Raw genomic sequence first — 12,430 nt, 5'->3', positions numbered from 1 at the left:
GCGTTCTTCACGTGCGAGTACAGGCTCGCGGTCTTGACACCGAACCGCCGGGCGAGTTCCGCGGGGGTCGCCTGCTCGAAGCCGATCTCGTCGGCCAGCTCTGCACCCGCCCGGACCAGGCGCTCCGTGGTCAGTCCTACCCGTCCGGCCTGTGCCATGTTCATCCTCCGAATCGCTTCTCATCCTTTACATCGACGATTATGTACTTGCCTAATTTTATTAGGCAAATTAGCGTGTCCTTTATGGAGCGACTGGCTGAGCAAGCTGGACGCACAGGCTCTTGCTGAACGAGTGGACCGCGGCCTTGTCGGCGTTGCAGGCCGGGTGCAGGGGAGCGGCCGCGTTGCCTCCTGCCTGGCGGGCGTATGACATCGCTCTGCGGTCCGGCTCCTCATACAGCCGCTCACCACCCGGACGGAGCTCAGTCAGTCCACGCCGTCCTCAATCAGCGCGAGGACGCCCGTGATTCGCCGGACGTCGCCGAAGGACCGGTAGATCGTGTGCAGAGTGGCGTTGTGGTCTGCAAGACGTCGCGGACTCGCCGGACCGGCACGCGTTCGTGCGCGCGATCGCCGAGTACACGCGCTCGATCCGAGCCGTCCCGTCATCTCGGACGACGGCTGGCTCTTCGTGCGTGATTCGGTTGCCTCTCATCCGTTCAGGGCGGCTGTCGGATGTGTGCGTGCGGCGCGGATTGCCGGGTACAGTCCGGCCACCGCGCCGATGAGCTCGCCGAGGGCGCGGAGCCGGTCGCCGAGTACAAGCGGGTGCGTCACCTCGTGCGGCACGGCGTCCTGTACCGGCCTGCCGGACCGAACGGCGAGGGCCCGACCGTGGTGCAGTACGCCGCCGGTGACGGCGCCGGGACTCTGGTCCTGGCATGGCGGCGCGGCCCTGGGGAGCGGGGGCTGCCGGACGCGCCGGTGCGGCTGCGCGGGCTCACGCCCGGTGCCCGCTCCCGGGATCGGCGCACGGGCCCCGTCCATCACGCCGCGGTCCTCGACGCGTACGGTCTGCGGCTGGAGCTGCCGGGGCGGGGCTGGTCGAGTACGGCCGTGCATCTGGTGCGGGTCGCCGACGCCCACGGCGCGGTCCGACCGGTTCGGGCCGGGTCCGGACGGTGGGCCCCGGCTACGCGGGGTCTGCGACAGAGTCGAGCGTCGTGGTTGGCCGAACCGGCCAGCTGAAGAACACGGTGGTCAGCGATTGAGTGCGGGGCGGCGATGTGCTCGCAGCCCCGGACACCCGTGCCTTCCTACCGCAGCACTCGGAACGCGGTGCGCAGTTCGTCGGTCAGGATCTTCGGCTGTTCCCAGGCGGCGAAGTGACCGCCCTTGTCCACCTCGTTCCAGTGGATGATGTTGCCGAAGGTCCGCTCACCCCAGCTACGCGGCGCGGGGTAGATCTCGCCGGGGAAGACCGTCACCGCGACCGGAAGCTTCGGAATGGGAACGGCGTTGAACGGTCCGCCGCCGGCCTGTGCGCCTTCCCAGTACAGCCGCGACGACGACGCCCCGGTGTTGGTCAGCCAGTACAGCGAGATGGCGTCGAGCATCTCGTCGTACGTGAAGAGCTTCTCAGGCTCTCCGTCGGAGTCCGTCCACTCCGCGATCTTGTCGTAGTAGTACGCCGCCATGGCTACCGGGGAATCCGCCAGGGCATAGCCGATCGTCTGCGGGCTCTGGTTCATCATCGCCGCGTACCCGAAACCGTCACGGTAGAAGTGAAGCAGCCGGTCGTAAGCCTTCGTCTCATCCGCCGACAGGTTGGCCGGGGCCGGATCGAAGTTGCGCAGATGCCGCAGGATGTCGTCCGGCACGGTACCGGGCATGTTGACATGGATCCCCAGCAGCCCCTTCGGCTGCTGAACCGCCAGCACCTCCGAGATGATCGCACCCCAGTCGCCGCCCTGGGAAACGTATTCCGGGTAGCCGAGCCGCAGCATCAACTCATGGAACGCGCGCGCCGTGCGAGCGGGATTCCACCCGCCCTTGGTCGGGTTGCCCGAGAAGCCGTAGCCGGGCAAGGTCGGCAGCACCAGGTGGAAGGCGTCCGAGGCACGCCCGCCGTGTGCCGTGGGGTTGGTCAGCGGATCGATGATCTTCAGCAACTCGACGATCGACCCGGGCCAGCCGTGCGTCATCAGCATCGGCATGGCGTCGGCATGCGGGGAACGGATGTGCGCGAACTGAATGTCCAGCCCGTCGATCTCCGTGATGTACTGCGGCAGGGCATTGAGGCGCGTCTCAAGGCTGCGCCAGTTGTACTTGGTACCCCAGTAGTCCACCAAAGGCCGCATCTTGGCCAGTTGCGCACCCTGAGACCGATCCCTGACGGTCTCCCGGTCCGGCCAGCGGGTCTCCCGGATGCGCCGCCGTAGCTCGTTGAGCTCCTTCTGCTGGACCTTGATACGGAAAGGGCGGATGCCCGAGCCGGGCTGCGGCGCCCACCCGGCCGCGGTACCGGCACCCGTCGACGCCGCCTGATCGGCAGTGGCTGCCTGAGCCTGGCCGAACATGCCAACCTGACTGGCGACGACACCAGCCGCCGCGAAACCCAGGAAGCGGCGGCGATCGGTGCCGAGCCGACCCGAGCGCTCGTTCTCTGTCATCGAAGACTCCTTCTGTCCGTCATGAAAGTAGGACTGTCAGACGATTCGCCGTCACATTCGCGGCACCGTTGTACGTAGCACGCCAATCAGCCACTCAGGCCGGCAAACACCACAACGATGCGAAGTATCCCTAAGGGCACACCTAGGGCGTCTCGGACAGCAACCCTACCTGAATTCACACGTATCAGACGGCTGATCAGCCACCTGCCTGTTGACCTCGGCCTGTCGCCAACCGATCACCCCAATGTGAGACACGTGTGCGCGTCGCGGTGGACGTCACATGCATGTATCCCGCGATCGGCACAAGCGCCCGGTCGGCGCGCGCTGGAGGCGTTCTGCACCGGCACGGTCTGGCGGGAGCACCGTGACGCGGCCAACGCCATCGTGATCGACAGCGACGACGTCCTGCTGCTGCGTGGTCCTGGCTTCGCGTCGGAGTCGGGCACCCGCGAGGTGGTCGCGACGGTCTGCCAGCCGTCGGACGCGGCTGCCTTCGGCGCGTACGCAGCCCGGCACCTGGGCCCGCGCCATGCGCTGCACCGTGGGCACGCCGAAAACGACTACCCCTCTCCTGCCCGTCCGCACCGGGGTGGACGTCCGGGTCTGGTTCGGCTCGGCCGAGGCACCGCCCTGGCCGATCCGGCGGCTGCGGCCGGAACCCGTGACGACTTGCAGGTGACAGCACCGAAGAATGCCTCCGACCAGCGAGAATGAGGAGCGGTCATAGTTCCCGCACCCGTCGGGGCACTTGTCGGGTGAACGAGCGAATCGGTTGCTACCCGCGCTTGCGGGTGTTGGGTGGCGGCAGCGGCGTCGTCTCGCAGGCCGACGGGGTGCTTCTGGTGGAGACGGCCCGCCGGACAGGCTTCGTCGGTGCAAGGTCGGCGGAGCTCGGCCGGTGCCGCCGAAGCCCCGCAGGCCGCCTTTTCGTTCGGTCGGTGTCAGCGGAATGGCAGGCGACACCGCAGGGACGGCGGTGGCGCCGACCGGGAATCCGGTCGGCGCCACCCGAGGAACGGCCCCGGAGCGTGGGTCATTCTCCGGCCAGGGAGAAGACGGCCGGCATCATCACATGCACCCGACTCTCGCGGGCCCGTCGTGGCAGGATCCGACAGCCCTCAGCCCCACGTACGAATCGAGGAAATCGAGTCGTTGTACGGGTAACTGAGGGTGTTCCACGTGTTGTTGTTCTGGAAAACGCCCTGGATTCCCTTGAAGTTGTTGTCGTTCCACGTATAGAGAGTCTTGGCGCCCACGATCTGGATCGAGGAGATCGCGTCCTGCATGTAGTAGTCCCCTGAACTCGAGTTGGTTCCCTTGCCCAGGTCGGCCGAGTAGGGGTCGGTGCCGACCGCCCACCACTCGCAATTCTGGAGGTAGTAGTCCCGGCACAACGACCACCCCGTGGCCGCCGGTGCGGCTGTGGCCGGCGTGGCAAGGGTGATCGAGGCCAGGCTCACCGTAGAAGCAATCGCGGCGATAGCAGCCAGTGACTTGGCTCGGTTCGGCAAACGCATTTCAGCCTCCGATGGATCGACGTCCTGATGGACGATCAGGTTGCGGTCATGCTCAGGCGGTTGTTCGAGCAGGACTTCAACCAGAACACGGAAAGCGCCCGCACCGAGGTTCACGTGCCCAGCCGATTCGACCCTGTCCGGTTCACGCCTCGATGAGGCCGACGCGCGGCCTGTGCGGCTGCCGCCGCCCGTGGTCTCTGGGCGGTCGAGCAGCGTCACCGTCGATCTCGCTCGGCATTCTTCTCTGAAAGCGCGGCACGCCATGCTTCGGACAGTGCGATTTTCTTGAGCCGGCCGACACCGAGTGCTGGGTCGCGGCGCGTTCCCGGGAGCCTGTACGCATGGGCATTGAGTTCGCTGACGGCAATGCGCAGTCCGTCGGGTCGCCAGGTGTCGACCGACCATTCGACGGCTCCCTCTCCGCCCTTCTCGGGGTGGCTCCGCGTGATCTCCACACGGGTTCCGTCCGCTTCCCTGGCCGATCCCTTGAAGATCTTCTCCAAGGCCTCGTCGCCCGGCTTCCACTGTTGGACAGTGACTGCGACCAGGCACCTGCCCCGGCCGTCGTCCACGGTGAGATGCCCGTAGCCCGCCGCTCCGCCTCTGTCCGCCGTGCGCAGGCCACGGGGCACCGACCGGCTGATGATGTCCGTGATCTCCGCGGCGGGCAGGTACTGGAAGGAAGACACGGGCGAGGACCCCCGGGGCGGCGAGGGTATCGCGGCCAGTACGGGCTTCCACCGGGCCGAGATGACGATGTCGGTGAGCTGCCGTCCACTGAGCGGCGGAGTAGGCCGACTGGGAGAGGAACTCCTTTCGTTGCTTGTGTTGGACTCCGAGACGGCGATCTGACCGCCGTCCCGATCGGTGCGCACCGCCGTCCACCGCTTCCCCGCGGATGGCTTGGCCTCGTCGACGGGAGACTTGTCGAGGATGAGTGTGGCGCCGTTCTCCAGCCGCGTCAGAGTGCATCGGCTGTAGGGGTGTTCGGAGAGGTCCGGGCAAAGCGAAAGCTGCTCGGAATCGCGCACCGGGAGCCGGCGGACCGAGGCGGACACCTGACCGGAACCTCTGGCATCCCTGTATGTCAGGACCGCAGGAGCCAGCGGTTCGTTCCGGGTGGCACCGAAATCGCCCACTTCGAGACCTCCACCTCGCGGAAGCAGTGCCCGCAGGGTGTGACGCACCGAGGGCGAATTCTCAGCCGTGGTGGGCGGAGAGGCGCAGCCCGCCGCAAAGGCCGCGCAGGTCACCGCTGCCGCCAGGGCTGCGTGTCTGAAGGTGCGCTGGAGTGATGAGTCATCGGCCCGCTCAGCAGACGCGCTCATGCAGGTCCTCTTCCAGATCGGGGCACGGGTGACACCGGCGTGCCGTGGATGCTCTAGTACCACGGGTGTTCACACGCTCCGGGTTCACCCGGGTAGCGGGACAGGGGTGGCCGAATCGCCCGGCGGCTCGGTATCCACCACAGGATTGGCACACACCTCCAGCACAGCTGGACGATGCGGACGGCGTCGTCCTGGTCGTCGTAGGCGATGACGACCAGGACCGGGCCGAAGATCTCCTCCCGGGCGATCCGCATGGAGTTGTCGACGTCGACGAAGACGGTCGGGGTGACGTAGTTGCCCTTCTCCAGGCCCTCGGGGATCTGCGGGCCGCCGGTGACCGGGCGGGCGCCCTCCTCGATGCCGAGCTGGATGCAGGTGCGCACCCGCTCCCGCCGGCCGGGGCAGGTCATCGGGCCGATGAAGGTGTCGGGGTCGTTGGGGTCGCCCACCTTCAGCGGCCACCCCGTCGGCTCCTTCAGCGCGGTGACGACCTCCTCGCAGCGGCTGCGGAGGGGCCGGTCAAGACGCCTGGTGGACCTCGCGGCTCAGCAGACGGCAGAGCCAACGGAAGCGGGTCCGGCGGGCGTCTCGGGAGACTTCGGTGTGTGGCGCCAGTTGATCGAAGCCGTGGAACCCACCTGACCAGACGTGCAGTTCAGCGTCCCCGCCGCTTTGCCAGATGCGCGTCGCATACTGGATGCATTCGTCGCGAAAGGTTTCTGCGGCACCGACGTCGATGTAGGCGGGCGGCAACTGGGACAGGTCCGCTGCGCGGGCGGCCGCGGCGTAGCACGAGACCTGCGAGCTGTCCCTGTCCTTGCCGAGAAGAGCGGTCCAGCCCAGGTCGTTGGCGGGGCGGTCCCACACACCCAGGCCGGTCATCTGGTGAGCCGAGGAACTGTCGTTGCGGTCATCGAGCATGGGACACATCAGCAACTGGCCAAGGATGCCGGGACCCTTCCGGTCGCGGGCCATAAGGGCCAAGGCAGCAGTGAGGCCCCCGCCGGCGCTGCCGCCGACGGTGATGACACGTTGGGGGTCCACGCCGAGTGTCCCGGCGTGTCGGGCGAGCCACACCAACCCGGCATAGCAGTCCTCGATCGCCGCTGGGTACGGGTATTCAGGTGCCAGCCGATAGCCGACGGATACGACGGCCAGCTCGAGGGGCTCAGCCCACTCCTGGAGGATCGTCTGCATGCCGGTGCGGTTGAATCCGCCGATCATGCCTCCGCCGTGCATGTGGTAGACAACTGGCGCCTGTTGGCGCAGGCCGGTGGGGCGTGCGAAGAGGAGTGAGACGTCTGGTGCTCCGTCCGGACCGGGCGCGAGGAACTGTTGGATCTCGAACCTGCCATGGTCGCGCAGCTGATCGAGTGAAGGGTCTGCCGTTGCGAGTTGCGCACGCCACCGGGGGATGTCGTCAGCCGACACCGGCGCGTTCTCGTGCGGGGGTCCCAGGTTCTCCAGGATGGGGTTCAGTTCCGGGTCGAAAGGCACGGGCGGGACCGTGCGCTGACCTCGGTCACGATGGTTGTTCATACGTCCTCCAGGACTGTGGGGCGGGTATCAGGGGTGCCGGGGTGGGGCATGGAGCAACGACGGCCGTCGTGCTGTGCATGATGCGGACGGCCGAGGCCGGGACAAGAGCGCGCGCCTCCGGTCGTCGTACCGACGCTCCGTTCCGCGCTTCAGCCGGTTGCCGTCCGACGAGACTCCGACCGGCCCGGCCGCCCGATCTGCAGCAGTCGGTCCTCGGCGGGACTCATCGGCGGAAGACCGGTGAGGGGGCCGCCGGGAGGGGCGGAGGCGGCGTAGCGGGCGTGCAGTTGGCCGCAGGCGGCATCGATGGACGAGCCGAGTTGGCGTCGCCTGGTGGCGTGGATGCCACGTTCACGCAAACCTGCGACAAACTGACTGACATGTGTCTTCGAGGGCGCCCGATAGGCGGGATCAGCGCCCAGTGCCTGGTTGTACCGGATCACGCTCACGTGGAAGAGTTCCGGCCGGGATCGCGAAGCCACGAGTCGGGCAAGCTGATGCAAGTGCTCTTCGGTGTCGTTGACGCCGGCGATCAGCAGATACGCGAGGTAGATCTTGCGGCGTGCCGTGCCCGCGTGCTCATCCAGAATCGCCAGGTTCTCGGTGAGGGGGAATCGCTTCTCCAGCGGAATCAGTTGCGCACGTTCGTCCGTGAACGGTGAATGCACGGACAGTGTGATCGTGACCTGTGGGTATTCCTTGGTGAGCCTGGACAGATTGGGCGCGAAGCCCACGGTGGAAACGGTGATACGGCGTTGCGACAGTTCCCCGTAACCAGTTCCCGAAAGCAGGCACAGTGCATCGAACACATGTGGGTTGGCCAGTGCCTCGCCCATGCCCATGAACGCCACGCTCTCCGGCAGACCCTTGTCGTGCAGTCGCCAGCGTGGGTGTACGACCTGTGCGTAGATCTCGTCGGCCGTCAGGTTCCTGGCGAGGCCGACAGCGGCCGTGGCGCAGAAAGTGCAGCCCAGTCCGCATCCGGCCTGTGACGACACGCAGATGGAGGACCATCCGGCCCTGTAGCGGGAGAGAACGGTCTCGAAACGGGTTCCCGGGTCCGACTCGAAGACGATCTTTTCGACCTGGTCCTCTGCCTGGCGGGCGACCGGCACGATGGGAAGCATGCGCGGTCCGAACTTCTCGGTGAGTCCCGCCCTGAGTTCGGCCGGCAACTCGCGAACGGTGTCGAAGGTCTCGGCTTCCGCTCGGCGAAGGGCGTTCACGAGCTGCCGGTAGCGGAAATCGGGCGCGCCCATCGATTCGAGATGCTCCCGGATGCGCGCGAGCCGGGTACCGGGGGGAGGGTTGGCGAGTGCGACGCGGGACCGTCGGGCCCGGTCACTCGATGTGTTCGCATGGTGCTGGTTCGTCATGAGGTGATGCTCACAATCTTCCACGTGATCTCCCGACGGGCCGTCATCGTGCTGACGAGAGGCAGTCCTCGAAAGGAATGGGCGCCGTCCGACGCATGACGACGGGAACGCAGGACGGAGTCGCACAGAACGGACTGCACATTGCATTCCTCGAACGACGTCAGCCATGCCGGTCCGATTCCGGACCGGAGGAATCACGGCTTGAAAAGAATTTCTACGTCGCTGGAAAGAAGTCAGTGCATGCTGTGAACGCGCCGCAAGGGGAGGCTGATTCGGGGTACTCCGGCAGGAGCAAAAAGGAATGTGAGCGCACTGGCCAAAGGTGTGCCAGGGCATGCACATTCAAACGCGGAAGTGTGTAATCGTGCGCGTCATACACATCCGGGCTATAGCGGACCGGAGTCAGTGGCACGGGCCGATAGCGTGATCGCGCCCGGCGGCTACGGTCTGTCAACCTCGATAAGCATGCCGGTACTTTACCACGAAAGAAATCTTGGTCCAGCGAATTACTCCGGGGCTCCCGTCGACCCTTGCGCACCAAGTCCGTACCCCGCACACCGCAGCGCGGTGATCAGCTTGCCGAACCGACGGGTCGTCGAACCGACGAGGGCCCAGCCCGGTGAACGGGGCCGTCCAGAACGGCTCCGACGCCGTGCACAAGAAGCCCCTCGCGGGGACATGTTTCCGCCGAGCCCACTTGAAGGCGGCTGCACCATTCCTCGCGAGATGTGCCGACTCGGACTGCGACCTGCCGCCCCCGCCCCACGCTGCCTGCCGGCACTGCGGAACGTATCGCGGCCATCGGGTACTACCACCCGCCTGACGTCACAACGGGGACCAAGCTGACTCCGGTCGCAAGACGCCTGCCTGCTACGGGCTCCCCGTAGAACGGCAACGTCTTCGCGGTACCGCCGGGCAGGCGGCGCCGCGGGCGAAACCCGACGACCCGTGGCCGCCGGGTTTCGCCCGTCGCTCAGTCCTGGCACGACTGCACAGCCCTGTGGCACACAAGACGCCGAGTCAGTTGATCGGACGAGCCCTCGGCTACGGCAGGACCTCTGCCTTGGCCCACATCTCCGCAGCTCATGCAGTGCGGAAGGCGCCCAGCAACTCGGCTGCTCGCATCCAGCTCGCCCGTGCTTGAGCGGCGTCTCCCAGTTCCAGCCGCGCGGTCGCCAGGCCGTGGCCGCGCAGGCAGGGGATGTAGCAGCGGTATCCGCGCCGGGCGAGGGGGCCACCTCGGCGTAGGAGCTGACAGGACTGAAAAGCCAGCCGTACAGGAGGATCACCGGCTTGCCATGGGCCGGGCCGACGTCGTGGCAGGCGAGGTCCAGTACGTCGGTACGGGTCCGGCGCACCGGCCCCAGGTCATATGCGGCCCGCCCGGTCGGGGCCTTGACGGCTGCCGTACCCGTGACTGCCGACGCCTGACCGGCCCCGGAAGGATCGGCGGCTCCCACCGCCGCTGCCGCCGTCATGGCCTGAGTCGGTCTCCGCCTGCTGATCATGTCGCTTCCTCGCGTTCGATCCGGGGTGTGCGAGACCTACGCACACACCCGCAGGACGTCACCGTGTTAACGGGTTATGAGAATTCCGATCTCAGATATCTCCGTCAAGAAGCCGACGACACGTCAGGTCACAGCGAAACCGGTCACACACATGTGTATGACTGATTTCGCACTCATCGACACATGGTTGAGCATGCAAGAATCCACCCCCCGAGCCGTCAGCAGCGTCGCGGCATTGCACGAAACCCTGGGGCGTCGTCGACGACGATGTCGATGCACATGACCTCAGCATGCTCAACCGCCTCACGACCGGACCACGGGGGAGCCCTGCGGTTTGCGTGTCCCCGGCGCCCGGTCAGCCGTCGCCCGGTGCCTCCCTGCCCGTGCAGATGCTGTTCTCCCAGGCCCAGGCGGCGATCTCGACGCGGTTACGGGCCGCGAGCTTGCGCTGCACGCTGCCGAGATGTGTCTTGACGGTGGAGAGCGTGATGTGCAGTTCAGCCGCCAGCTCCTCGTTGGTACGGCCGCGGGCGACCAGCCGTACGACATCCAACTCGCGTGCGGTGAGAGGGAGTTCCGGCATACCGGCCGAGTATCGGGAGCCGCCTGCCGGCTTTCCGGAGGCGGCCTCGGATGCGGCGTCGGTCAGGTACCTCAGCAGGCGGACCGTGACCGCCGGGGAGATGAGGGCGTTGTCGGCGGCCACGGCCCGCACGGCCTCGATGAGCAGCGCGGGGGAACCGTCCTTGAGGAGGAAGCCACATGCCCCGTGGCGCAGCGCCCGGTACACGTAGTCGTCCAGGTCGAAGGTGGTGGCGATGAGAACCCTCAGCGGGTCGGCCGCCTCCGGGCCCGCCAGCAGCCGGGTCGCCTCCAGGCCGTCGAGGCCGGGCATCCTGATGTCGAGCAGGCACACGTCCGGACGCAGCCGCCTGGCCTCCCGTACCGCGGACGCCCCGTCGGCCACCGAGGCGACGATCTCCATGTCGGGCTGGGAGCCGAGGATCATGTCATATGCCGAACGGATCATCGGCTGGTCATCGGCGATGAGAATGCTGATCGTCATGCGTCCAGGGTGGCATTCGTCCGGTCGTCCCCGGGTCCAAGACGCGGATCGGGGAGCGGTCCGGGAAGCGGAATACGTGCCTCGACGATCCAGCCCACACCTACCTGCGCGCCCGCGGTGACGGTGCCGCCGACCATGGCCGCGCGCTCCGACAGCCCGACCAGGCCATAGCCGGAGCGTGGGCCGTCGGCGGGTTCGCCGGTGTGTCCGGCGGTGTCCGGTCCGTCGTCGGTCACCGACACCAGAACGGCCGGGCGGGTGGTGTCGCCGTCCAGGCGTACATCGACGGTGACCGCCTTGGCGCGGCGCGCGTGCTTGCGGACGTTGGTCAGCGACTCGCGGACGATCTGGTGCACGGTGGTGGCGATGCCGGGCGGCAGGCCGCCGGCGGCGAGACGGGGGGCGAGGGCGAGGGTCGTGGCCGGTCCGGTCCGCGCGAACCGCTGTGTCAGGGTGCGCAGGTCGGCAAGTTCGCCGCCGGGCGCCGTCGCGGCGCCGGGGCCGCCGGGGCTGCGCAGGACCGTCACCATGCTCCGCATCGACTGCATGGCCTGTGACCCGGCCTCCTCGATGGCCGCGAACATGCCGTCCAGCTCCTGGGTCGACGGCGGGCAGCCGGCCGCCGTGGCGAAGCGTACGGCCTTGGACTGGGCGATGATCGCGGTCACATGGTGGCCGACGAAGTCGTGCAGTTCCCGCGCGTGGTCCAGGCGCTGCGCCTGGAGCCCGGCCCGGTGCTCCTGCGCCCGGTACCGGTCGAGCAGCCGGAGGTACAGGCCGAGCACGGCCGCCAGGGCGGCCGCGAACCAGAGGGCCGGTACGGCGAACGGCACCAGCCGTTCGTACTCGGACGGAGGCAGCCGCAGCACGATCACGGTCAGCGCGACCAGCGCTCCCCCGGCCAGGGCCGTGGCCCGCAGCGGCGGGCGCAGGCGCACCGCACGGACGACGACCAGCAGCAGGGCGCAGGTCTCGACGAGGCCGAAGGTCGTCTCGGGGCGCGCGCCCGTCCGTGTCTCCAGCAGGGTCACCAGGCAGGACGCGAGGACACCCGCGAGGGCCATCGCGTCGAAGCGGTCCCGGCGCGCGGCCAGCGCCGCCAGCGGCAGTCCCCCGGAGACGGTCCAGGCGATGGCCGCCGGCGCGGAGCCGGTGTCCGCGCCCTCGGTGGCCACCGCGGCAGCCAGCAGCACCGCCGCGCAGACCACCGCGATCCGCCTGCCGCCCGCCGGTACGTCGAAGAACTGGTTCATGTCTGTGGAGGTTACGGCGCTCCGCCGGGGCACTGCCTCAACCGAACGGACGAGGCGTGGGAGGCCCACGGCTCGGCATTCGGTCGTCCGGTCGATCCGCGCGGGCTGCGGCCGGGTCCAGGATCGGATCGTCCGCCGACGACCGGCGGGGCGCTGTCCACCGTGCCGACGGCTCGCCGTCCGCCGGCAGCACCGGGCCGTGGACCACCGGTTCGCCGACCACCTGCACCAC

At 67.9% G+C, this 12,430-nt stretch carries 11 protein-coding genes and 1 pseudogene; 3 read left to right on the top strand and 9 right to left on the bottom strand.

What is annotated here, in order from left to right; translation table 11 throughout:
* Positions 1-158 (bottom strand): TetR family transcriptional regulator (locus IEZ15_RS39800; RefSeq protein WP_189281624.1); only part of this gene is annotated, 158 nt, incomplete at its 3' end.
* Between the two features lie 516 nt (positions 159-674).
* Here IEZ15_RS39800 and IEZ15_RS39795 point away from each other — a divergent pair.
* Positions 675-1,187, top strand: coding sequence for a GH36 C-terminal domain-containing protein (locus IEZ15_RS39795; protein WP_189281874.1), 513 nt, complete (start codon positions 675-677; stop codon positions 1,185-1,187).
* A 68-nt stretch (positions 1,188-1,255) separates the two neighbouring features.
* On the opposite strand, the gene IEZ15_RS39790 is transcribed toward IEZ15_RS39795, so the two are convergent.
* The gene (locus IEZ15_RS39790) at positions 1,256-2,611 is read right to left on the bottom strand and encodes an epoxide hydrolase family protein (protein ID WP_189281873.1); all 1,356 of its coding nucleotides are present in this window, start codon (positions 2,609-2,611) and stop codon (positions 1,256-1,258) included.
* A 384-nt stretch (positions 2,612-2,995) separates the two neighbouring features.
* Here IEZ15_RS39790 and IEZ15_RS39785 point away from each other — a divergent pair, with 384 nt between their 5' ends.
* On the top strand, positions 2,996-3,325 hold the full coding sequence (locus IEZ15_RS39785) for a hypothetical protein (protein ID WP_189281872.1): 330 nt from the start codon (positions 2,996-2,998) through the stop codon (positions 3,323-3,325).
* A gap of 404 nt (positions 3,326-3,729) precedes the next feature.
* On the opposite strand, the gene IEZ15_RS39780 is transcribed toward IEZ15_RS39785, so the two are convergent.
* From IEZ15_RS39780 to IEZ15_RS39760, 5 genes and pseudogenes are all read right to left on the bottom strand, one after another.
* Positions 3,730-4,347, bottom strand: a complete 618-nt coding sequence (locus IEZ15_RS39780; protein WP_189281871.1) for a hypothetical protein — start codon at positions 4,345-4,347, stop codon at positions 3,730-3,732.
* Positions 4,344-5,186, bottom strand: coding sequence for a hypothetical protein (locus tag IEZ15_RS39775; protein WP_189281870.1), 843 nt, complete (start codon positions 5,184-5,186; stop codon positions 4,344-4,346). The genes IEZ15_RS39780 and IEZ15_RS39775 overlap by 4 nt, the downstream gene beginning before the upstream one ends.
* A 443-nt stretch (positions 5,187-5,629) precedes the next feature.
* Positions 5,630-5,965: pseudogene (locus tag IEZ15_RS45870) on the bottom strand (aldehyde dehydrogenase family protein); the annotation flags it as partial.
* A gap of 10 nt (positions 5,966-5,975) precedes the next feature.
* Positions 5,976-6,953 (bottom strand): alpha/beta hydrolase, encoded by a 978-nt coding sequence (locus IEZ15_RS39765; RefSeq protein ID WP_229846455.1) that lies wholly within the window; start codon positions 6,951-6,953, stop codon positions 5,976-5,978.
* A gap of 191 nt (positions 6,954-7,144) precedes the next feature.
* A complete protein-coding gene (locus tag IEZ15_RS39760) occupies positions 7,145-8,371 on the bottom strand; it encodes a radical SAM protein (RefSeq protein ID WP_189281868.1) in 1,227 nt (408 codons plus the stop codon).
* A 619-nt stretch (positions 8,372-8,990) separates the two neighbouring features.
* On the opposite strand from IEZ15_RS39760, the gene rpmF reads away from it, so the two are divergent.
* Positions 8,991-9,194 carry a 50S ribosomal protein L32 gene (gene rpmF, locus IEZ15_RS47475; protein WP_373302731.1) on the top strand — a complete coding sequence of 68 codons (204 nt, stop codon included), beginning with the start codon at positions 8,991-8,993 and terminating at the stop codon, positions 9,192-9,194.
* 1,040 nt (positions 9,195-10,234) lie between these two features.
* On the opposite strand, the gene IEZ15_RS39750 is transcribed toward rpmF, so the two are convergent.
* Together IEZ15_RS39750 and IEZ15_RS39745 are read right to left on the bottom strand one after the other, a co-directional pair.
* Positions 10,235-10,945 carry a response regulator gene (locus tag IEZ15_RS39750; RefSeq protein WP_189281867.1) on the bottom strand — a complete coding sequence of 237 codons (711 nt, stop codon included), beginning with the start codon at positions 10,943-10,945 and terminating at the stop codon, positions 10,235-10,237.
* Positions 10,942-12,198, bottom strand: a complete 1,257-nt coding sequence (locus IEZ15_RS39745) for a sensor histidine kinase (protein WP_189281866.1) — start codon at positions 12,196-12,198, stop codon at positions 10,942-10,944. Before IEZ15_RS39745 ends, IEZ15_RS39750 begins: the two co-directional genes overlap by 4 nt.
* Positions 12,199-12,430 lie beyond the last annotated feature (232 nt).

Origin of the sequence: Streptomyces atratus (assembly GCF_014648655.1) — a bacterium.
Lineage (GTDB): Bacteria > Actinomycetota > Actinomycetes > Streptomycetales > Streptomycetaceae > Streptomyces > Streptomyces atratus.
This window is presented reverse-complemented; position numbering and strand designations above follow the sequence as displayed.

Coding starts and splice junctions, on each gene's coding strand:
- IEZ15_RS39795 (WP_189281874.1), top strand. CDS start 675: ATGTGTGCGTGCGGCGCGGATTGCCGGGTACAGTCCGGCCACCGCGCC.
- IEZ15_RS39790 (WP_189281873.1), bottom strand. CDS start 2,611: ATGACAGAGAACGAGCGCTCGGGTCGGCTCGGCACCGATCGCCGCCGC.
- IEZ15_RS39760 (WP_189281868.1), bottom strand. CDS start 8,371: ATGACGAACCAGCACCATGCGAACACATCGAGTGACCGGGCCCGACGG.
- IEZ15_RS39750 (WP_189281867.1), bottom strand. CDS start 10,945: ATGACGATCAGCATTCTCATCGCCGATGACCAGCCGATGATCCGTTCG.
- IEZ15_RS39745 (WP_189281866.1), bottom strand. CDS start 12,198: ATGAACCAGTTCTTCGACGTACCGGCGGGCGGCAGGCGGATCGCGGTG.